This window comes from Bradyrhizobium manausense (assembly GCF_001440035.1).
GTDB lineage: Bacteria > Pseudomonadota > Alphaproteobacteria > Rhizobiales > Xanthobacteraceae > Bradyrhizobium > Bradyrhizobium manausense.
This window is the reverse complement of record NZ_LJYG01000061.1, coordinates 11527-32486: the sequence shown is the minus strand read 5'-3', so window position 1 is coordinate 32486 and position 20960 is coordinate 11527. Positions and strand designations below refer to the sequence as shown.

Sequence of the window (20960 nt, the reverse complement as noted above, 5' to 3'; positions counted from 1 at the left end):
CAACATGAATGATTTGGCGCTAGCGCATGTCAGGTCGGCGCTTCTCATGGCGCTCTCAGTTCTGCTCGGTACCGGTCTGTTGATGACGACGACTCCCGGTCGAGCCGAGCCGGTGCGTCCGGGCATTCTGAACTGCGGGTCTGGCATCAGCGCCGAGCAGCGTCGACGTTGCGACGAAGAGGCATTCAAGCAGATCGAGTCCGGCAGCCAATCGACACAGCTTGAGGGCGGATGGCGCCTAGTGAAGAGCAAGAATCCAGACGGCGGCGACGATGCCATTTCAGTGATGCATGTCGTCGATAGTGCCAAGTCGGATACACGCCTTGCTGGTCTGAGCCTGCAATGCGGGAAGGGCGGCATCGAAATTGTACTCATTGTACTCGAGCCACTGTCCCGCTCGGCGCGACCGAACGTAGCCCTCATGGCAGGAGAGAAGCGCGCAGAGTTCCAGGCATCTGTAATCCAGGGCGGCGTGGCGCTCCTACTACCCGCCGACGCCTCGAAGCTTGCTGCCAGCAACTGGCAAACCGCAAACGAGCTTGCGGTCGAAATCGGGACTACACCGAGCGCGATCCGCGGCGCGGTGCCGATGGCTGGACTGGCGACGGCTCTCCGTTACTTGTCGCAGTACTGTTATGCTCGATAGTTTAGCTGGTCACGGAAACTGTCATGCCGGGCGAATCCCGTAAATCGACTGCATGTGACGAGTTGACAGGCCGCGTTGTGATGATGCGTCATAGTGGCAACTATCCGGCCATCCATCACCGAGACGACGGTGGCGTCGCGTGCTCGGCTATGCGACGCGTATCAATGTCTCACTCGCGCAATGCTGCGCTCCATTCCCGCTTCCACGTCTCACGGTTCTCCGATTGCTTATCGCTTCCTGGCTTTTGATCACATTGCTGGCCGCGAGTCCGATCTTGGCCATCATAAGTGGCTCCTTCGCACAGCATGTGATTTCACTTGCTACTGCCTTGATGATGGCAATGGCAACAAGAGGTCCGGAGGCGCAAATCGCGTCTGCGGCGCAGTTGCTGAAGCAGTTTCTCATTATATTCTTGCTTCCGGTCGTCTGGATGACGTTGCAAATCTTTCCGATGTCTTCGCTTGCGAACCCGATCTGGTCGGCGACTTCGATCGCATTGAATCAGCCATCGCTGCAGGGAAGCATTAGCGTTGATACGGGCGCAACGCTGCAAAGCCTGTTCCTCTATCTGGTCAATGTGTCGCTGCTGGTGTCGACCGTCATCATCACAAGGGATCGCCGTATGGCCGAAACGATCCTGTTCGTATTGAGCGCAGTGACGACCCTTATGTCAGTCGAGTTCCTACTCGGCCGGCTCGATTTATTCGCCGGAATCATTCCCCAGTCCGGCGCAGCTAAGAATCTGTTTCCGGCAGCTGCGGCTCTTGCGATATTGACAAATGGCGCGCTGGTCGCTCGGGCACTCGAACGCCACCTGCACCAGCAGAACATCCACAATCTGGCCTCCCCCCAACTGTGGGTCGGCGTTTTCTGCGGCCTGTTAGGAATTGCCGTAGCCTTCGCCGCACTTGCGGCCCTCGAACAACACACATTGGTGGCGGTTACTGGCTGCGGATTGATGGTCCTCGTGTTCATAGCCGCTGTCCGGCGCTTGGGATTTCGCTTTTGGCCCTCGGCTCTATTGTTCTTGGTCCTTGCAGCGATCGCGAGCGCGATGGTTGTGCCGCACTCGCTATCCGGAGGCTTGGGTCTCGTTGGATTCGTCAGCCTCCCCCCGGAAGCAGTTGCGCCGGCAAGGCACCTGCTCTCTGATGCACCGACGTGGGGGAATGGTCTCGGAACCTTTAGGTTGACTTCGAGAGCCTATCAGGAGTTCGGAGCTGCGCTGGCAGACCCTCCCTCTACCGCAGTCTTGATGGCTGTCGAGGCGGGAAGATTGCCGAGCGCCCTCCTGGCAGCGTTCGCCGCCCAGTTCTTCCTCGTTAGCTTTCGCGGCGCCGTCCGGCGAGGACGTGATTCCTTTTTCGCGGCCACCGCGGCCGCCGGCGTCGTCGTTGTACTCTGCGAGAGCTTTCTTGACTCAAGCCTCTCAAACCCCACGATTCAAGCGATTGTCGCGATGATGGTTGGAGTTGGACTTGCACAATCAGTGGGACGGACCAGTGGCGCCAACCACTCGGCGCCATCCGCGCACCGCAATACTAGCTTTATATTGAACTAATGCATCGACAATGAGTTCATCGGGCTCCTTTCGCATTCTTTTGATGGCCTTGGCCGTGACGGTCGGATGCTATACCATTGCGTCGGCCGTGACGGCGCTAGGGCGGACAACATTTCCCGCAGATGCGGCCGAGATTGGGGCGCGGTGGACTGGAGATGCGACCTCAGTGTTGGGAACGCGCTCGCCGTTTGGATCGGAGCTGGAGAGCAATCATTCCTTGATCGGCGCGCTGCAGAAAATTGAGTCCGGTCAGCTAGGGCCCACGATCCTACGATCAATAGCGCATACCGACGCTCTCAACCGGGTCCGGCGGACGCTGTCGACTTCTCCTTACAATCCTGAACTATGGATGGCGCTGGCGCTGCTTCAGGTCCAGCGCGACCCGCACGATCCGGTCGTGGTCGAGGCCCTGAAGATGGCATATTTCGTCGCACCAAACGACGCGCGATTGATGCCGGTGCGGATCGACATGGTGGCGCACTTCGACCCACTCGCCCTTCCCGATGTCAAGGACCTCGTACGCAATGACATTCGGCTCATCCTGATACGCCGATCTGGGTCGAGATCGGCACTCGTGTCCGCTTATCGGAGGGCATCAAAACTGGGCAAAGCTTTCCTGGAGGATGCCGTTGAATCGATCGACCCGTCCTTCCTGGCGACACTGCGCGGTTGAATTCGGACAGGACACTCCTGATGAAGTGCGGGGAGCCATCGCCACCGGGTGATGCCGGAGTTGACCGCTTCGTTCATAGGTTACAGATCTTCGATCGTTCAGAAAAAGCGCGCGCTGCCGCGCGTTTTTCTTTTCACGATCAATTCTCTTGCGCTATACGGGGCGGTTCCCGCCGCCGGCGAACTCACCTAGCGCTCGCGCGATCCATAAGTCCAGCGCCAACCGTAGTGGTGCGGAGTCCACAAACGACGGTCATTGTCGTAGCCGATGTTTGCGGGGATTGACGAAGGCGGTCGTGGGGTGATCGAGACAATCTCGGGAACTCGTCGGCTGAAAGGAGCCAGCTGACGCTGCAACAGCGCTGCGCACCCTTTCCTTCCGAGGTTCCGACGGTTAACTTGATCCCATACTGCTGCATTTCGGTGGGACTGGATGACGATACTTGCCATATTAAGCATCTGGCTGCTGCTCAACGTTTTATTCGTGCTCATCGTGGTTCCTCCCCGCGGGTCGCGATCGCGGCTCAACAGGTCGGGAACAATCCTTGCGCCGGTCCCGATCGAAAAGAATCAAGACCAGCTCGATAGCAACGAAACATTCTCCCTTCGCCACGCTCTCGGATCACTCGCGACGGGAGTCTTTTTCGTCCTGATGCCCCGGCTGATCGCAATACGGGAGGTCATCGTGCGGCTATGGAACAGGACGCGTAGGTATAAGGCCTAAAACTTGGTGATGAGCGCGACGACCTGCTTCAAAGGCTCCAAAAGGAGCTCTCGCGTCAATCCACATCTAGCTCGGCGCATATGAATGAGTCCGCGCCGCGCCCCGCCAAGGCGCCCGCGCTGACCTAGTACGCCTCCTGGGAAATGACGGTAGCCGCCGTGCGCGCCATGATTTTCAGATCGAGCCAAATGCTCCAATTCCTTACGTACCAAACGTCATATTCTACCCGCTTTTCCATCAGATCGATGGTCGGCGTCTCGCCCCGGAAGCCGTTAACCTGAGCCCAGCCCGTGAGGCCAGGCTTCATGTGGTGGCGGTATACGTAATTGCTGATGAGCTCGTCATAATAATTGTCGTGGGCAAGCGCATGTGGGCGTGGTCCGACCAACGACATGTCGCCGCGCAGCACGTTCCAGAGCTGGGGCAACTCGTCAATGCTGGTCATGCGCAGGAAGCGCCCAATCCTCGTGACGCGCGCGTCCCTCTTGGTTGCCTGAGTAATCGAGTTACCATTCTCGCACACGTACATGCTGCGAAATTTCCAGATGTCAAACGGCTTGCCGTTGAAGCCGCGGCGCGACTGTCGAAAGATCACGCTCCCAGGCGACTCCAGCTTGATCAGAATGGAGACGGTGATCAGCACCGGCGCCAGGGCCACTAGCGAAAACAACGCCAGACCGATGTCGAGGCAGCGCTTTTGGAGACGTTCAAACACGCTGAGCGGTGGTCGCTGAATCTCGATTGCCACCGTGCCGCTGACCGGCAAAAACGGGCGCGATACCAAATCAGCGATCGAATTATCCGGCAAGAGACGGATCGGCTGTGGTACAGCGCGCAAGTGCAGTTCGAGTTGCTGCAACAACGGCAGCTCATTCCAATCAACCGCCAACAGGTACTCCTCGACATCCGCTGCACGGGATTGGAGAATGACATCGCGAATTTGCCTCTCCCAGCTGCCGCCATGGTTGTTAGCGGGAAGCACGAAATGGCGAACCACGTCGAATCCGTTCTTGCGCAGGTCCTTGAAACGGCTCGAGGTGAAATCAAGCGGCTTCAGGCTGAGCAAGGCAACCTTGCGATCGACCAATCGGCCCTTAGCAAAGTTCGTGCCGAGCACCCATTGCCACGCAAAGCGCAGGCTGAGCAACCCAAGGCCGCCAATTCCGGTGAAGACGAGGAACGTGCCGCGGGAGAGATTGTCCGACGATTTCAATAGAAACGCCGCGACCGCAAGGATCGTCAGTGACACCAGCCAGATGATCACCGCTTTGCGCAATTGCCAGACCAGACTAAGCAAACGGTGCGTTGCATACACACCCTGAAAATAGGCGATTGCAACGAACACTGCGCTGACGATCAGTCCGGCGCCGATGGGCGCTCCGTCTCCAGATGACGGCGCGGCGACGCTATAGAGTTCCGACGCCAGCGCGTAGCAGAGCAAGATCAGCAAAAGGTCGGCCGCGATGACGAGGAGCTGAAAAGGCTTCTGAAGAGCCGTGCCCCGTGCGGAGGACGTGGCATAGGTGCTGTCAGAACCATAAGTGGCAACAACCATTCGATCCTCTACGTGTGGAGAGTGCCTGGCGGTCATTGTGATGCTGAAGATTTACCGCTTCCAAACGAAGGGTGTTAAGTGATCGCAGCGACATTGTGGCGCTGCATGCAAAACTTTTGCGATGCACGAATGATGTGTCGCGTCAAAATGCGCATCGACAATTCGACGCGCACTGAAGATCTCGTCACGGTGCTGACATATCGGCGACGCGCTGCCGCATTTTGAATCAAGTTCCATATCCTCCGCGTGCTTTAACGGTCACGCGAGCGCGTCTTCGCTCATCTTTGAGGCGCTCACCTGTCGCGAGGCCGCGAGGAGTCACTTGCGGGAATACAGATGAATTTCAATCTGCGGATGCATCATGAAATGAGGCATGCATCTTTGCCGCGCTATGCAGTTCAGCGCTGCAATTTCCACGGACTGGTGGAACCCGTCGCAAGGGTAGGCAAGAAGTTCCGCCCTTCTTTTGGCGTGATCAAGCCGGAGAACGAGGACCTACTCCATCATCCGCGCATTGTTCGTATCAGATGGGGAGTTCTCAGGTGCCGGCGACTTGGGGAAATTTCTCGACCACCTGATCGATTTTGCCCCATGATATCTTTCGCCCGACCACGTCGGCCAATCCACAAGCCGCGCTTGCCCGACGGGCTTCGCATCTATGCGATCTCGGATATTCACGGCTGTGCGCATCTGCTGCAGCCGATGTTGCGGGTGATCGACGCCGACGTGGCTCGCAGCCGCCCGCACTATGCGATCGAGGTTTTCATGGGCGATTACATCGATCGCGGCCCGGACACGCGCGCCACCCTCGACATCCTGGTCGAGCGTAGTCGCCGGGGCAATGCGGTCTTCCTCAAGGGTAATCACGAGGCATTTCTGGTGAGCGTGTTCGAAGACCCTTCACTGTTCGCGGACTGGATTGCGGTCGGGGGGGCCCAGACATTGATGTCTTACGGGCTCGCCCCGCCGGATTTGAAGCGCGAGGAGCCGACGTCGATCCTGCGCGATTTGATTCGCGCAATGCCGACTGAGCATCTGGAATTCCTCGACAATCTGCGGCTTAGCTTTACGTGCGGGGATTTCTTCTTTGTGCATGCGGGCGTTCGACCCGGCGTGGCGCTATCCGAACAGCAAGAGAACGATCTTTTGTGGATTCGTAAGGAGTTCTTGGAGAGCAAAAAGCATTTTGGAAAATATGTCGTGCACGGTCACACGCCGGTGCGCAGCGCCGACGTACGATATAACCGCGCCAACATCGACACCGGCGCCTATGCTACCGGCAATCTCACTCTGATGAGCATCCAGGGAAGCAGAATGCTGGCGGTGTGAGATCGAATGCGAACGAGTCGATGGACTAGTTGAGCATGTGAGGCGTCAGCCGAGTGCGGGTCTCGGCCATCCAATTGCTCCAGGCCTGCTCGTGTTTGACGTAGAGTTCGAGCCAACGCTCGTTATGCTTGTGCTGACGGATCCCAGGCTCACCGGCGAGCAAGTCAGCGCCCGGGCGGGCTTGCCCACTCTCGAGAGTCTCGAATTCGATTGTCTCGGAAATCGTCAGGCCGACCAGAACACGTTGGCCGGCACCGTCCTTGATGTAGCGCCGCGGAGCATCCTTCTTTGGCTCGCTCATGTCGTCGTCCCCTCTAAAGTGATACGATGCCCATCTACAGCATGACCGGACGAAGGCTAGAAAGCCCGTCGCGTATGTCCGAAAGTCGATGTCCGGGCAGGTCTTGCTGAAGGACGCGAGGCGGAGAGGAACAAGTTTGCCACCTTCCGTCGGACACGCCAGGCGCGCAATGCGTATCCCAAGGCGAGCCCGGAGCAGAAGAACGATGCGGAGACAGAGGCAGAAACCATTGAACGCGTCCTGAGGAATCTGACAGTCATCAAGAGTGAGTAGTGTGTCGACATCATGATTCCTGGCGCCGAAAAATTGATCACGTGAGATCTTTGGTGTGCAGCGTCGGACTCGATCTTCACCGCACACCTGTCCGGCCGATCACGACTGCGCACGGACTCCATGCCCCGAAAACGATTGTCCGCGGCATTTGGTGCGACCGGACGCCCTTGCAACCTTTCGGAACCCGTAGCATTATTGCCCGTCTCATTTTAATAGGGATTCCATGCAATGAGCCTCCGTGCCCTTGTTCCGTCGATTGCCCTTTCCGTACTGGGCATCGCCATGACAACAACCATGGCTCCGGCCGCAGAACTGGCGCTTGCCCCATCGCACCATCGCGCGGCCTACGTCCAGACCGGCTATGTGTTTTGGGACGACGTCTATCCCCCCGCGGTCTATGGCCCGCAGCTTCGTCCCGTCGAAGAGGTCCAGGCCATGAAGGCACAGGCCCAGCCGATCCCTCGTCGTGGTTGGTGGCCATTTTGGTTTCGGTAAGCACCGGAGTGATTAGCTAAGCCAAGTCACGCTCGAACAACGACCGCCGCTACATCGGGGCAACCGAGCAGCGGCGGTTTGCGTTGCAAGCTCGAGCTTTTTCGCTGATGGGACTGCCGCGGAGCGCTTTTCAACTGCGTAAGTTGGGCTATGCGTACGCATGCGGGGAAGGCCCCGGCTAGACTAGACGCGCATCGCCGCGCGCCTCGGCTGGTAAAAATACGAAAACAACCGCATGCATAGTAGAGTAATTAATTAGCTCGACCCAAGCCACTTGGCTGTTGGAGAGTCCGGCTGTTGCCGATACCACTCAGCCCGCCCCGCCGCGCGGACAATCTGGAACCGATCATGCCGTTTGAAAGCTACAAGAACAGCCGCATCCTCGTAACCGGAGGCGCCGGCTTCATCGGATCGCACATCTGCGAGCGACTGCTCGATGCCGGCGCCGAGGTAGTTTCTGCGGACAATTATTTCACCGGCAGCCGGCGCAACATTGCCCATTTGATCGCAAATCCCCTATTCGAGGCGGTCAGGCACGACGTCACCTTCCCGCTCTACATCGAGGTCGACGCGATCTTCAACCTAGCCTGCCCGGCCTCGCCGATCCACTACCAGCGCGACCCCGTGCAGACTACCAAGACCTCGGTGCACGGCGCCATCAACATGCTCGGCCTCGCCAAGCGGCTGAAGGCGCGTATCTTCCAAGCCTCGACCAGCGAGGTCTACGGCGATCCGCTGATCCATCCCCAGACGGAAGATTACTGGGGCAACGTCAATCCGATCGGCATCCGTTCCTGCTACGACGAGGGCAAGCGCTGTGCGGAGACGTTGTTCTTTGACTATTGGCGCCAGCACGGCCTGGCGATCAAGGTCGCGCGCATCTTCAACACCTATGGTCCGCGTATGCAGCCCAATGACGGTCGCGTGGTATCGTCCTTCATCGTTCAGGCGCTGAAGGGCGAGCCGATCAGCGTGTTCGGCGACGGCGGGCAGACCCGCTCGTTCTGCTATGTCGACGATCTCGTCGAGGCGATCATGCGGCTAATGGTGACGGGCGAAGACGTCACCGGCCCGATCAACCTCGGCAACAATTCCGAGTTCACCATCCGCGAGCTCGCCGAGAAGATCATCGAGCTCACGGGATCGCGCTCAAGGCTGGAGTTCAACCCCTTGCCTCAGGACGATCCGCGCCAGCGCCAGCCCGACCTCACCAAGGCCAAGGTCGCCCTGAACTGGGAGCCGAAGGTGGCGCTCGAGGACGGCCTGAAGGAGACCATCGCCTATTTCAAGCACTCGCTCGAAATGGTCTGAGCCCGCTCGCGCCTTCCATCTTCTCGTCCGCTGCTGGCATGCCGGACGTGAGCGTGCAGTCGGGCCGCTGTCTACTGATCTGAAATGACCTCTGCAATCGAATCCACGGCGCGCAGTAGCTCGAGCGAGATCCAAGCCACCACTAATCGACAATTTGACTCTCGCCGGCGCCGCGCTTCGAGTATCCGTTTGGCGTAGGCCGCAGCGTCTTCTCCGACGCCATAGACCCAGATGACGCCATCCTCGATCTCCACCTCGTTGGCGATGTCCCACAGCCAATCTTCATCTTCGCCGAGGTCTTTGGCGACCTTGGCGAGGGTGGTGACGTGATGGACCTTGTTGATGTGCGTGGTCATGCTGCTTGAGCGGAGAATGTTGATGCCGGCGTTACTGTCCTAATGGACAGTGATGGGCGCACCATCGGCAGTAATGAGGGACTCCGTTGATAGTGCTGATACGCGAGCAAGCAGCCCCTCGTGGCCCCGCTTGGCGCGAGGCGCGAGGATGACGAGCGAAGGCACGAGGCCTTATCCGCTCCTGCGTCGGCCTTCGCCGCGTGGACGGTCAATCAGGAAGTCCTCCAGCCTATTTCCAGCCATAAGCTGTGCTTTGAGCCACAGAGGTGTCTTGCCACGGCCTGACCAACTTTGCACCAGATTATCTGGATTGTGATACTTGGCGAAAACTGGCGGGTACGAGCGGCGTTTTCGCACACCCCTCATCCTCTCGGCAGTGTCGAGTTCACAAAGGCGCAATTCTAATGCGGCTTTCTTGGCGACTATCTTTTCAGCCAGCACATCCGTGATTTCTTGATACAAAATCCACAGATCATCTGTGCACATGGATCCAAAGTCGTCACTTGTCATGACCCCCCCAAAGCAAGACACCGTGTTTGCGCCGCAAGCGGCAATCTAATCTACTGCGGGTGACCGGCAAGAGTTGGGCGATATAATCCACATTATTATCATTATCGGACCTGGGTTTTCGCCGCCGAATACAGGCTGGTCCATCTGCCGCGTGGTTCAATCGTCAGCAATGATCAGCCCGAGCGTCCTTGAACAGATCATCGAGCAGCGCAATTCAAATGGATGCAGGTCTTCGTTTTAAATATGATCTTGCCAGCACTCTCGTTTTGAATACAACCACCATATTGCTGAGCTTCTGCGATGCCACTGCATTTCCGTGGCTCTGTCACGCACATGGACATATGGAGTGCAAGCACTCACGGCCTTTCTTTTGTAGTCAGCGTCGAGAGCATCGATGGTCCCAGTTTTTATGATCGCCCTGGCTATATGGCGCGTTGGAGGCCGCTTTACGAAAGCACCGGCACCATCGAGCTCGATGCATCGCCATTCACGGCGTTTGCGGTGGCCGAGAAGGCCTTGGTCTGCTCAGACGTATAGAACGAGATGAGCAGAACTCGATGGCAGCACCTATTTCTCCAACCTCTCAGGTTCGCGATAGCCGTCAAGCCTCGACTGGCCGGACTGCTTTGGCGGCGCTCACAACCGGACTTGAGCGGGACCTGGCACGGGCACCCGGCCAGTTTAGGATCCCCCTCCCCGCGCCGGAGCATCTCCAGCGGAAATTCCCGGGCCTGCGCGGTTGATGCTGCTACTCCGCTTCTACGAAGCGGTGACAGATGCGGGCGAACTCCGGCAAGTTCGCACCGAAGGATTCTCGAGCCGGGGAGACCACACCAACTGATGATTGGCCCAAAGCCCTTGGCATCATTCTCCGGGCTGCGCCAACGTTGGACCGCGGGCGGGGCTACCGCCACATAGTAGGAGCGTCACTCAGCGCTTTCCGGCCGACCTGGATCAGGCCATCGGCCGATGTTTCGCCTTTCGTCGCGGCCTCGAGAATTTTGGATGCCACATGCGCACGGGCACCGGTTTCGTGAGGCGAAACGCCATCGCAGATCTCGTTCAGAACTGCACGTAGCAGGGCAGTGGTAGCGGCATCAAACATCGTGCCCCCGGAGAATGAAAGATACAAGGATCGGATCGAGAGACGTATTCAAAGAAATTATTCGTCAGTTTAGCAAAACAATCCAAGGGTTCAATCGGATATATTTCAAGCCAGGGAATTTTGTGCATTTTTTAAAGTCGCTAGACTAGACTGCCCTTTTTCATCCTCGGGATTTTTAGGGAAAGCTTAAGTTCTCGCGCCTTCGAGATGACGGCAGCTGGACTGCGTTCAAGCCTCGACGCAAGTTCTCGGGTGGGCAATTCTCGCGCTAGTGTCCTCAATAAGGCCAGATCTTGATAGCTCCACGGTCTCACGACGTGTCGTCGCATCGCTGTCTCCAACTCGGTTAATAAAAAAATCTACTGGCAAAAATTCGTTCGGGTGCCGGATACAATGAAAATAGCGCGGGTTAGGCGATGTCGAAGCAGGCGAACCGCCCGGAGCTGACAGGCTTCCGGAATTATTACGAACTGAGCGCTTTCGGTTTTAATTAACAAACCTGGTCGCATGCCAACGGCAAGGCTCACGATCGGAGTTTGGCTCGGGGGGCTGCACGCTTTCTTGGGTCGTTCGTGGACAATTTGCGAGCCTGTATCGCGAGATTTTGGGCCACGAGCCAGGAGCCGCCTAGTGCAGACGACGCCAGCGACGCCGCTTGATAGCCTCCTCTCCGACCCGGACGGTGATTTTGTCCGATACGACTGGAGGATCGAATGGGTAGTGCTTGGCGTCGCCCAGAACGAGCTGGAGAGTGTGCCTTCCAGGCGGAAGTTCGAGATACGTTTCGGTCTGTCCGGCGCCGAAGTGCAAGTGAGATTTGTCTTGCGGGATTGGCTCCTTGGGATCGACCGGCTCGTCAACGTCCACCAAGAGATGGTGATGACCGCTGTTCGCGTAGTCGTCGCCCGCGTGCGTCACGCCCATGTTTCGCAGCCCGAACCGGGCCCAAAAGCCGCTTTTGATTTTCTGGCCATCCACGGGCGAGATAAAGTACAGCTTCGCGTCATTCGGAGCCGATTTACCTTGCCCATGCGCCATTTCTGTCAGCAAGAGCGGCGCTACAAGGACAACCATACCCACAATCCTCATCCGGTACCTCCTTGCCAGTTCTCAGGGACCTAGGGCCACGCGCAGGCCGTGCGTCGGATATCTGACACCAGTGTCATAGCTGTCTCGGTTCGAGGGACGCACGTATCTGGCATCGTTTTTCCAAGAGCCGGACCGAATGACGCGCGAGGTGCAGTCCCCTGTAATCCAGGGTGAGCCATCTGTCGGCGCGCCCTGATAATTTTTATGCCAGCAGTCATCGGTCCATTGATCGACCGTCCCTCCCATGTCGTACAGACCGAACCGATTTTGCGGATAGTTTCCCACCTTGACCGGAGCCGCCGACGAGGACGGTTCGCAATCCTTGCATCCCGCCATCCCTGGCATCATCCGATCGCCCCACCAATACTTGGACTGAGTGCCTGCGCGCGCCGCATATTCCCACTCCGCTTCACTCGGCAGCCGATATGGCTTGCCGGTGACCTTGGCCAGCCACGTCACATATTGTCGTGCATCCGTCCAACTCAGGTTGCCCGCTGGCGCCTCGTCGTCTCCGGCTGCGGCAACGGTGCACGCCTTGGCGGCGGCGCATTCATTCCATTCTCGAACGGTCACCGGGTATTTGCCAATTGAGAAGGGTCGCACCGTCACCTGATGGATCGGCCGTTCCGTCGGATCATCATTGCTGCCCATTGCAAACGCACCACCGGGAATCGGGACCATCTCGGGCTCGCGCGGAGTAGGCTCATGAGGCGCCTGCGGAACGGGTGTGCTCGGCTTCGCCACGATGGTTGGCGCGTTGACGCCTGACGATGCCGGCGCCTCAGGGCTCTGCTGAGACTGAGTCAGACTGGGAGTTGTCGGCGTGAGTGGAGCGACGGGGGTCGAAGACGGCACCGAAACTTGCCGCCCCGCTCCAGCCTTCGGCTGCTGGACCAGGTACCACAGCACACTGCTCGCCAAGACCAGACTTGTGACGCCCAGCAGCAAGATCAGGATCGTCTCGCGACGATTCCGCCGACCTGCAACCGCCTGTGCATCGGGGAGCACCCGATAAATCGTCACAGGATCGGTGATGTTCTTGACGCGCCGGTCTCCCAACGCTTCATAGCCGCAGACCAGCTTGTGTTTGATCTGCTCGTAGATTGCACCGGAGATGAATACCTGCCCTGGTTCAGCAAGACCTTCGATGCGCGTGGCGATGTTGACGCCGTCGCCGTAAATGTCGTCCGGCTCGACGATGACGTCACCCAGGTTGACGCCAATCCGATACTCGATTCTTGAATGCTTCGGCAAAGGGACGTTGCGGCCAAGCAGGTTCTGCTGAATCACGATTGCGCAACGCACCGCTTCAACCGGACTGTCAAAAATCGCGATAAAGCCGTCTCCGGTCGTCTTAACGAGCCTCCCCTCGTGTTCGCTTATGCTCGGCTCAACCAAATCGCGCTGAATGCGTTTGACACGCTTGTGGGTCCCCTCCTCGTCCAACTGCATGAGATGGCTATAGGAGGCGATATCACCGACGATGATCGCTGCGAGGCGGCGCGGCGCGCTACTGTCCCCACCTCCCTCCCGCTCTCCCGACCTGAAATTGCGTATCTCGGCCATCATTAAGCTCCAGGGCTGCGGACAATTCTTGGGTCGCCATGCAGCTTTCGATTGGCGTGATCAAAATAATATTAAATAGACCACATTTAAATGGGAGGTCAATGTCTATCATCGGACCTATTACCTGACTTCAATGTAGTGATCTCCTGGTGTATCCTCTGACCGTTGCAGGCTCTCGCGCTGCGACAAGCGATCAATTGCTTAGATGGTTCCGCGGGGTCGAGCGGGCCTCTCGCCGATTACCTCGTGCAACGAACTTTGGTCACCGGCCCTGCTCTTTTTCATGAACAGCAAGGACGATCGGTTGGCTTGCGGGAAAGCAGCCGCCGCTGTGAACGGGGTCACAACGGAATTGAAACGAGAGCGCTAAGGTGCGTCGCCGCACTTGCCGGAATATCCCATAGGTGCGCACTCCAAGGATGGAGGCGACCATGCTCGTCATATTCGACCTGCTCTATCGCGAATATTGCCGCGCCCGCCTTGCTGAAATGCAAAGACTGCTTTTGCTCGCCGGCGAAAGCGCCAAGCCTTCAAAAGCAGGTCATGGCGCGGCTGATCAGACTCACGACGAGAAAGACTCCCAGCAACAACGCAGCTGGCACGCCGCCGATTGAGGAGGCCGGCCGCGGCGCACCCCTGTTGCCGCAGCACACGTCGCCGACAACAAGATCCGCATTTATTTCGGCCAATTCGCAGTCCAATCCTGACGAATTCCACCTTCCGGTTCGCACTGCGTGACTAAATTTGGTCAAATTGGCACTGGTCTTTATCTCCGGGGCAGGACCCATTAACCCCGGAGTCTTGCATGTTTAAACAAATAATTGTTGCGTCCCTGCTTGTTTCGATTGAGCCCATCTCCTCGCAGGCTCGTCCGTTCCGCACGAGCCGGCCGCCAGAATGCAATGTGACAATGCCGTGCGATTTTTCCTATTCCCTGCCAGGTGCGGCACGATTGTCTCGATCTTCCTATGGACTGCATGTTCTTGAGCGAAGGCCGTTTGCCGGACTCGCTATGTCCGCGGGCAGAGTAGACGTCCCAGCCGCTCGTATCGTTGGAGGTCGCCCTGCGGGCTGTCCTCAATCCTTCTGCGGCTGCGGTGCGGCCATGCGTGTCTTTGGCCGCATCGTGCCAGAACTGAATCTCGCAGCCAATTGGCTGCGCTTCCCGCGGACGTCGCCAGCGCCCGGTATGGTGGCAGCGCGACACGGACACGTTTTCGTCTTGGAACAGCACATCGGTGGCGATATTTGGCTGGCGTATGATGCAAACTCGGGAGGCCACGCGACGAGGATTCACGCGCGTTCGCTGCGAGGCTACACAGTGGTCAATCCGCACGCAGCATGACGTACCCCGCTCCCGGATTTCGCCCACCCTGACGCGCGACGAGCCTGCGTGGCATTAGCCGCCCGCAGAGCTTGAAGATGCGCGCGCGACAAAATCGAAGCGGCTGACAGCCATCGCGATCGGGATCCAAGGGGGGATCGCGTGACTACTGTCCGCGACCAGGTGTAGGCGCGCGAGACAAGGAGCACTGCCGAGCGCTGTTCGTTAGGCGGGTCGAACAAGTCATGCATCCAGCCTGAACTTCGACAATCCACCCGGTATGAATATTGAATAGAGGGAGCTAACGAATCATTTCGTCAAAATCAGCAGATCAGACGAGCGCCGAAGCATGAAGCTGCCGCGGCGCTGCGTTCGGAATGCTCAATTGATGGTGGCGCACCCCGTTTCGCATTGCTCTGGTCGCGCAAGAAGTACGCCATCGGCCAAATGCTCCCAATACTCGGCCTCAGCGAGCAACTTCCAACTTCGATCGGGATGATGAGCCGCAGTTTGTCGGCACAGCTGTGCCATCGCGCGCAAGCGGCGTACGGTGTCCATCCACTCCTCCCTTGGTATTATTTTCTCGAAGTCTAATTCCATTTTTACGTCCTAGCCATTACGATTACATTTAATAACTATTTTATATAGGCAAAGGGTACTTTATTCTGATTTTCAGCGAGCATAGCAGTCGGCTGGAGAGCGCCGCTTTAAGCGGTCGCCAACGCGACCGCTCGAAGCAAATCTTCCCTCGGGATGGTCCGCCCACCGGGAAGGGAGTGACCCGGCGGGTATTCAGGGCGTGGCATATTTTGGCGTCTCGCTGGTTGGGTCTGATCGGGGGCAGCGGGCCAACACCCTCGCCAGCTTGCCTGAGCAGAGATCGCGGGGTGGTTCGGCTCGAGGTGTAGAAGAAACTCTGCATTGGCGCGACAGTCGGCCTTGCGGATCATCGATGCGGCGAGGCTGGTCTCGGGCCGCTGTTGGCGGCGGGCGACCTTCGGCGCAAGGAGGCGAGTTCGACTCGCATATAATGGGCGCATCACCCCACACAGAGAGTGTTTACGTTCCGCCTCAATGTCTCGCCGCTCTCTCCAAGAATTCCAGCAGCGCCGGAGTCACTTCGTCGATCTCGACAAAGCGGCGACGCAGCTCATCTGCGATGTCAGTGGTGACATCACGGGACCATCCTTCCGCCGTGTTGAACGCCACGATGCGGCTGGGATGCTCGTACTGACCATCGATCAAACGCCGCACCAGTGTCGCGCGGGAGGTGTCCTCTTCGGCCGTCTCGCACCAAGCTCTCCCAAGTCGGCTCCCGAAATCCTCCAGCACAAGATAGACGTCCTGATCTGCCGCCACGAGAGGCACTATGGATGGGGAGCGGGTCATGCCAGAACCTCTAAAGGACTTCGATAGCTGCATCATTTCGACTGTTGCGCCATTTACTCATGCGGTCGTTTTATAATCAAGTTTAAATCGACATTAATCGTGGACACGATTTTAATTTGAGGTAGGATTGGTGGTCGCTGGCGCCGGATGGACGCGCCAAGGACCTGCGAGAAACGGCCCCGGCATCCTCCTGCCCCCCTGCTTACGCCCCCAAGGGTGCCGGGCCGTTTCCTTGCCGCTCGGTGCTTCGTGCGGAGCGGCTGTCAGCGCGATTGAGCGCGGCTGAGCACAATCGGTTCGGTCACAATCGGTTCGGTAAGGATTACTTCTGGCGAGAAGGGCGATCTCGAGGTCCTTTGCGCCGACACAGTCGATCAGGACAGGGCTTGCGAAGGACTGCTTCGAACATCTGGAGTTCGAGGGCATCGGCGGTTCTGGGATGGCTTTGTCGCGGCACCGTTAGCTCTGAGCAGGCGCCGGTCTTGCCAACTGTCGGCTCTCGATCGCTCTCGTTTCCCCCGTTGCCGCGTTGTGTCGTTTGCCGAGTGGGTTGAGGCGCCGCTGCTTTTACCAGGACTTGCCAGGACCACCGGTCCGGCAAACGCTGTTTGTGATTTAAGAAGCATCTTGGGAGTCGCGCTATGCCCAGAACGTTAGAAGCCCTGCTGTGGTGCTCAGCTCTCGCGACTTGGTTGATGCTTCTCTTCGTCGTCATGGAGAAGCGGATGAAATCGCTTACAAGGACCGTTGGTCGCATGGTCGCTGAAGTATTCAGGATCAAGACTAACTAGTTCGCCTTACGCCGGGCCCTTGCAGAAAAGACCAAAAACGCTTCCATTGCGCAACATCATCCGCTTGCTGGCGAGCGGACTGCTAATGCAGCTTCAAGGCACCCGCTCATGGACTCTTCGCGGGAGAGAACGCGGCCGGACAATAGCCATTCCGAAGGTTTAGTCCCGCAGCATTGCGTGTATTTGCGTGAAATGAGTGGACACCTGCATTGGACCAAGAGAGGCGGGCCGTGTCATTCCAGCGGCTGCTCATATGATAGACGCGCCTCGCTACCACGGCGCATTGGTTCGTGGGATGCCCGACTCGAGCTTGCTTTTAATTAAATATTGCTTTAATTCTATATGGATATAATAATTAAATTTGGATTGGGTTTTTACGGCTGCAGGTTCGAAAGGCCTTGAACGCGCCAGCCGTGCCTCTTCTGGCTCGGGCATTGTGGCCCAGCCCCATCCAGCCGGAGCCATTTTCACGGCTTGGATACGAGGCTGCACATTGGAGTGGAAAGCCATTGAACGACAGATCGATGAATTGTCCATACCGCACACACTTCCGATGGAGCTTCATTGGCATGAGGCGACCCATTTCACGGGCTTATCCGACGCAATCCAGGAACTGCCCTGCTGTCCCGATGGTCCTCAGATGTTTCGCTCAAGTCCTTTAGCAATAACGCTTCTGCTGCCAGCGCTGGTCGTCCCTGCTTCTTACGTGGTTGCCGACGACCAGCCAATTCCGCCGGCGGAGCCGAAATCACAACAAGAGTGCACCACCTATCAGCGGCAGCAGATCGACTACGCCCATGCAGCAGCGCAGAGGAGCCGGGAGTGCTCCGAAAAACATCGAACAGCCAAGAGCGACGACATCGTGCTTTACCAGTCCTCGTGCGGAGGCAACATATTGAGCGCCTTCAAATCTTGTAGGGCACTGTCCGATGAGGCTTGGTGTGCTCTTGCAGGCGTGAGCGAAAAAGTAAGCGCATGTCTTGCAAAGGCCGGTGCGGCAGAACAGAAGCGCCTGACAGAGATGCTCGCTCAGAGTGAGAAACAGAAAAAGGTTGAGACCGAAAAGGTCCCAAGAAGAAATGATGCGGCGCGAGACAGCGGCTCTGGCACCTCCGATTCCGCACCACAAGAACAGGAGCATGTCGGGCCACTGGAACGGCATTTGACAACGGGCAGCGGCAACGCCGAGGGGCAGACGGCATCATCCGCAAAGGGGATGGACGACGCCAGCGGAGCCAAGCAGGTCATGGACGACACCACTGCGGAGCTTCGCAAAGTCGTGCAACACGAACAAGAGCGCGCAAGCCGCTTGGAGGCAGCCTTGGCAGCGGCCCGGCGTGAGGTGGAAGCTCAAACGGCACTGGCAACCAAAGCGATCGATGAAGCAAACCGGATGAAGCAGACAGCGGAGCAGAGCTCTGCGGAGCTCAAGCTGACGTTGGAGAAAGAGCACGAGCGGGCCGAGGCTTTCGAGAACGATCTGTCGATGGCGCACGCCACAATCTACGCGTATGAGGCTCAGGCCCGCAGGGTCGCTGATCGGGCGGCTGCCCCCCAGGAGGCGTCAGAGACCGGCGCCGCGGAGTTGCGGAGGTCCTTGCAACAAGAGCAAGAACGCGGCGAGCGGCTGGCGCATGATCTCGAGGCGGCCCGGCTGGAAATTGAGTTGCAGGCCGCCCAGGCGAGCGCCGAAGCTACTCGGCTGAAGCAGGTTGTCGCGGACACGTCGGCGGTCTCCTTGAGATTGCTTCAGCAGGAGCGCGAAAAGACCGCACAGCTGGAACGGGAGCTTGCATCGCAGCGGAACGCTGCATCCGGGGATACCACGAAGCGTCGGGGCGTGCAGGACAAACGGCCCGAGGCTGACGCGATCAGGCCTGTTGCGACGTCCCAGACAACCCTAGGCGCCACGCGAACGAACGCCAGGCCTGATTCGGGGAATGCTGCAGAGGTGGCAAGACTCGTAGCCCGGGCAAGTGTCTTGCTTGGTCAGGGTGATATCGCCTCGGCGCGCGCGGTGCTCGAGCGTGCCGCCGAGATCGGGGATGCGCATGCAAGCTTCGCACTTGCGGAGACCTATGACCCGATCGTCCTTCGCAAATGGGGGGCGTATGGGACGGTCGGCGACGCGGCGAAAGCGCGCGATCTCTACGCAAGAGCACGGGCCGGCGGCATCAAGGAAGCAGAAGAGCGGCTCGACTCGTCGCGGCGCTGACCCGCGATTGAGGAGAGGCGGCGCAGACAGAAATTTGATCCATCGGAGGGCCTGGCAAATGAACTCTTCTTTCGGTCGATGGACGCTGTTTGCTTTCGCTGCCTCAATTTCGCTATTGCTGACCTTACGGCCGGCTTGGGTTGAGGCGCGTGCCAAAACTTTCAAGGCTCAGGGCGTTAGCGTACATCAAGCGCCTAAGCCGCAAGATACCATGAACGCCTGGACGATCGGTCTTGCTGGAGGCCTCATCGAAGGCGCCCCCATCCGACTCGCCGCCGAGATGGCCCGCGTCGTCGATGACGGAGATAATCTCCACGTCCTGCCGATCGTGACGCGGGGACCGACCGAGAACGTCAATTCATTGCTCTACCTTCGCGGTGTCGACGCTGCGATCATCAATTCCGACGTACTCGAAGAGTACAGGAGCCAGGTGCCCGACATCCAGCGCAGGCTAGCCTACGTTCTCAACCTATTTCCATCCGAGCTACACATCTTCGTGCGACCGGAGGTTTCCAAGCTGAGCGATCTGGTCGGCAAGAAGGTGAATTTCAATACCCAGGGCACCGCCGCGGCCTATTCGGGACCGCTGATCTTCAGTCGTCTCGGCCTCGACGTTGAGCAGACATTCATTCCACATCAGGTCGCACTGGAGCAGATGCGCAAGGGCGATATCGCCGCAGTTGTATTCATCACATCGAAGCCGGTCGATGCGTTCGTGCGCGGTCACTGGGATCCAGGGTTCAAGTTCCTTCCCGTCCTCTATGATGGCAAGCTGGAGGATTATTATGTTCCTGCCTTTCTCGACGCGAGCGATTATCCCAGCCTGATCAAGCCAGGCGAGCGCGTGCCGACGATCGCAGTGCCGACGGCGCTGGTCGCCTTCAATTGGGCGCCGAAGTCGAACCGCTTCGGGCGCGTCGCGCGCTTTGTCGATCGACTGTTCTCGCGGATTGAGAGCTTGCAGGTCGCGGGTTTCGATCCGAAGTGGAAATCGATCAATCTTGCGGCGACGGTTCCTGGGCTTTCGCGTTTCCCTGCCGCACAAGCATGGCTGGACGCCCATCCGCCCGCGACACAGGCATCGCAATGAAACGGGCCGTCGCATTCGACTCAGCCGTTCTCGTGTTTGTGAGCGGCGTAGCCTTAGCGCAGGGGGAGGACCATCCGACAGCACAGCTTCGCGCCTGCTCCGGGATGGCAGGCGCGCAGCGGCTGAAATGCCTTGACGAACTCTCCCAGGCCATCACGTCTGCTATTCCTCTGGGGCGCAACGAGGATGGCTGGGTTGTCGGCCAAACGAGATCACCGGTCGATTTCTCACCGATCGCCACCGCGACGATATCATCGCGCCAAGATGTAGGCAGTGCGACGCGGCTCTCGATCCGATGCCGCGCAGGACGCACGGAACTCGTGGTCGCAGGATCTGATGTTTCGGGTCGCGGTGAGGACTACGCCATTTCCTATCGGGTTAATGGCGGCCAGGTCATACAGCTCCCTGCGGCTACTCCAGCATTTGGAGGCGGTGTCGCGTTCAAGACTGATGCAGCGGCCTTGATACAATCGCTTCCCAGCCAGGGTCAGCTTGACGTGCAACTTTCCCGGTCGACACAAGCATTTCTAGACGCCTCTTTCCTTTTGACCGGACTGGACAGGGTGCGCGCCAAGATCGCCGCTACATGCAAATGGCCGCAAGCGATCGCGAAGCCCAACAACTAGTGCGCGATAGAAGACTGTCTTTTCAGATAGGA

At 58.3% G+C, this 20960-nt stretch carries 18 protein-coding genes; 10 read left to right on the top strand and 8 right to left on the bottom strand.

Annotated features, from left to right (window positions below; all coding sequences use genetic code 11):
• Positions 1–4: 4 nt before the first annotated feature.
• From AOQ71_RS15450 to AOQ71_RS15440, 3 genes are all read left to right on the top strand, one after another.
• Positions 5–646, top strand: coding sequence for a hypothetical protein (locus tag AOQ71_RS15450; protein WP_057747535.1), 642 nt, complete (start codon positions 5–7; stop codon positions 644–646).
• Positions 647–920: 274 nt separating this feature from the next.
• Positions 921–2207 carry a hypothetical protein gene (locus tag AOQ71_RS15445; RefSeq protein ID WP_157083521.1) on the top strand — a complete coding sequence of 429 codons (1287 nt, stop codon included), beginning with the start codon at positions 921–923 and terminating at the stop codon, positions 2205–2207.
• 217 nt (positions 2208–2424) lie between these two features.
• Positions 2425–2880, top strand: a complete 456-nt coding sequence (locus tag AOQ71_RS15440; RefSeq protein WP_157083520.1) for a hypothetical protein — start codon at positions 2425–2427, stop codon at positions 2878–2880.
• Positions 2881–3727: 847 nt separating this feature from the next.
• Here AOQ71_RS15440 and AOQ71_RS15430 read toward each other — a convergent pair.
• Entirely contained in the window at positions 3728–5158 is a 1431-nt protein-coding gene (locus AOQ71_RS15430; RefSeq protein WP_057747531.1) for an undecaprenyl-phosphate glucose phosphotransferase, read from the bottom strand.
• A 591-nt stretch (positions 5159–5749) separates the two neighbouring features.
• On the opposite strand from AOQ71_RS15430, the gene AOQ71_RS15425 reads away from it, so the two are divergent.
• Positions 5750–6487 carry a metallophosphoesterase gene (locus tag AOQ71_RS15425; RefSeq protein ID WP_057747530.1) on the top strand — a complete coding sequence of 246 codons (738 nt, stop codon included), beginning with the start codon at positions 5750–5752 and terminating at the stop codon, positions 6485–6487.
• Positions 6488–6512: 25 nt separating this feature from the next.
• Here AOQ71_RS15425 and AOQ71_RS15420 read toward each other — a convergent pair whose 3' ends face one another.
• Positions 6513–6788, bottom strand: a complete 276-nt coding sequence (locus AOQ71_RS15420) for a hypothetical protein (RefSeq protein WP_057747529.1) — start codon at positions 6786–6788, stop codon at positions 6513–6515.
• Between the two features lie 501 nt (positions 6789–7289).
• On the opposite strand from AOQ71_RS15420, the gene AOQ71_RS15415 reads away from it, so the two are divergent.
• Together AOQ71_RS15415 and AOQ71_RS15410 are read left to right on the top strand one after the other, a co-directional pair.
• A complete protein-coding gene (locus AOQ71_RS15415) occupies positions 7290–7556 on the top strand; it encodes a hypothetical protein (protein ID WP_057747528.1) in 267 nt (88 codons plus the stop codon).
• 348 nt (positions 7557–7904) lie between these two features.
• The gene (locus AOQ71_RS15410) at positions 7905–8867 is read left to right on the top strand and encodes a UDP-glucuronic acid decarboxylase family protein (RefSeq protein WP_057747527.1); all 963 of its coding nucleotides are present in this window, start codon (positions 7905–7907) and stop codon (positions 8865–8867) included.
• A 71-nt stretch (positions 8868–8938) separates the two neighbouring features.
• Here the strand turns inward: AOQ71_RS15410 and AOQ71_RS15405 are convergent, their stop codons facing one another.
• The 5 genes from AOQ71_RS15405 to AOQ71_RS15395 form a co-directional block, all read right to left on the bottom strand.
• On the bottom strand, positions 8939–9223 hold the full coding sequence (locus AOQ71_RS15405) for a hypothetical protein (RefSeq protein WP_057747526.1): 285 nt from the start codon (positions 9221–9223) through the stop codon (positions 8939–8941).
• A gap of 171 nt (positions 9224–9394) precedes the next feature.
• A complete protein-coding gene (locus tag AOQ71_RS43240; protein WP_083514228.1) occupies positions 9395–9733 on the bottom strand; it encodes an H-NS histone family protein in 339 nt (112 codons plus the stop codon).
• Positions 9734–10637: 904 nt separating this feature from the next.
• Positions 10638–10838, bottom strand: a complete 201-nt coding sequence (locus AOQ71_RS47840) for a hypothetical protein (RefSeq protein WP_083514226.1) — start codon at positions 10836–10838, stop codon at positions 10638–10640.
• A 627-nt stretch (positions 10839–11465) separates the two neighbouring features.
• Positions 11466–11927 (bottom strand): DUF4399 domain-containing protein, encoded by a 462-nt coding sequence (locus tag AOQ71_RS15400; RefSeq protein ID WP_057747525.1) that lies wholly within the window; start codon positions 11925–11927, stop codon positions 11466–11468.
• A gap of 21 nt (positions 11928–11948) precedes the next feature.
• Positions 11949–13493 carry an SUMF1/EgtB/PvdO family nonheme iron enzyme gene (locus AOQ71_RS15395; RefSeq protein WP_057747555.1) on the bottom strand — a complete coding sequence of 515 codons (1545 nt, stop codon included), beginning with the start codon at positions 13491–13493 and terminating at the stop codon, positions 11949–11951.
• Positions 13494–13924: 431 nt separating this feature from the next.
• Here AOQ71_RS15395 and AOQ71_RS15390 point away from each other — a divergent pair, with 431 nt between their 5' ends.
• On the top strand, positions 13925–14107 hold the full coding sequence (locus AOQ71_RS15390; protein ID WP_157083519.1) for a hypothetical protein: 183 nt from the start codon (positions 13925–13927) through the stop codon (positions 14105–14107).
• A 1781-nt stretch (positions 14108–15888) separates the two neighbouring features.
• Here AOQ71_RS15390 and AOQ71_RS15380 read toward each other — a convergent pair.
• Entirely contained in the window at positions 15889–16206 is a 318-nt protein-coding gene (locus AOQ71_RS15380; RefSeq protein ID WP_057747554.1) for a hypothetical protein, read from the bottom strand.
• A gap of 1284 nt (positions 16207–17490) precedes the next feature.
• Here AOQ71_RS15380 and AOQ71_RS15375 point away from each other — a divergent pair.
• The 3 genes from AOQ71_RS15375 to AOQ71_RS15365 are packed head-to-tail and all read left to right on the top strand — an operon-like array spanning position 17491 to position 20928.
• Positions 17491–19212 (top strand): coiled-coil domain-containing protein, encoded by a 1722-nt coding sequence (locus tag AOQ71_RS15375; RefSeq protein ID WP_057747522.1) that lies wholly within the window; start codon positions 17491–17493, stop codon positions 19210–19212.
• 7 nt (positions 19213–19219) lie between these two features.
• Positions 19220–20302 (top strand): TAXI family TRAP transporter solute-binding subunit, encoded by a 1083-nt coding sequence (locus AOQ71_RS15370; RefSeq protein ID WP_430648623.1) that lies wholly within the window; start codon positions 19220–19222, stop codon positions 20300–20302.
• Positions 20299–20928: a hypothetical protein gene (locus tag AOQ71_RS15365; RefSeq protein ID WP_245316886.1), complete on the top strand. Its 630-nt coding sequence runs from the start codon at positions 20299–20301 to the stop codon at positions 20926–20928. Before AOQ71_RS15370 ends, AOQ71_RS15365 begins: the two co-directional genes overlap by 4 nt.
• Positions 20929–20960: the final 32 nt, after the last annotated feature.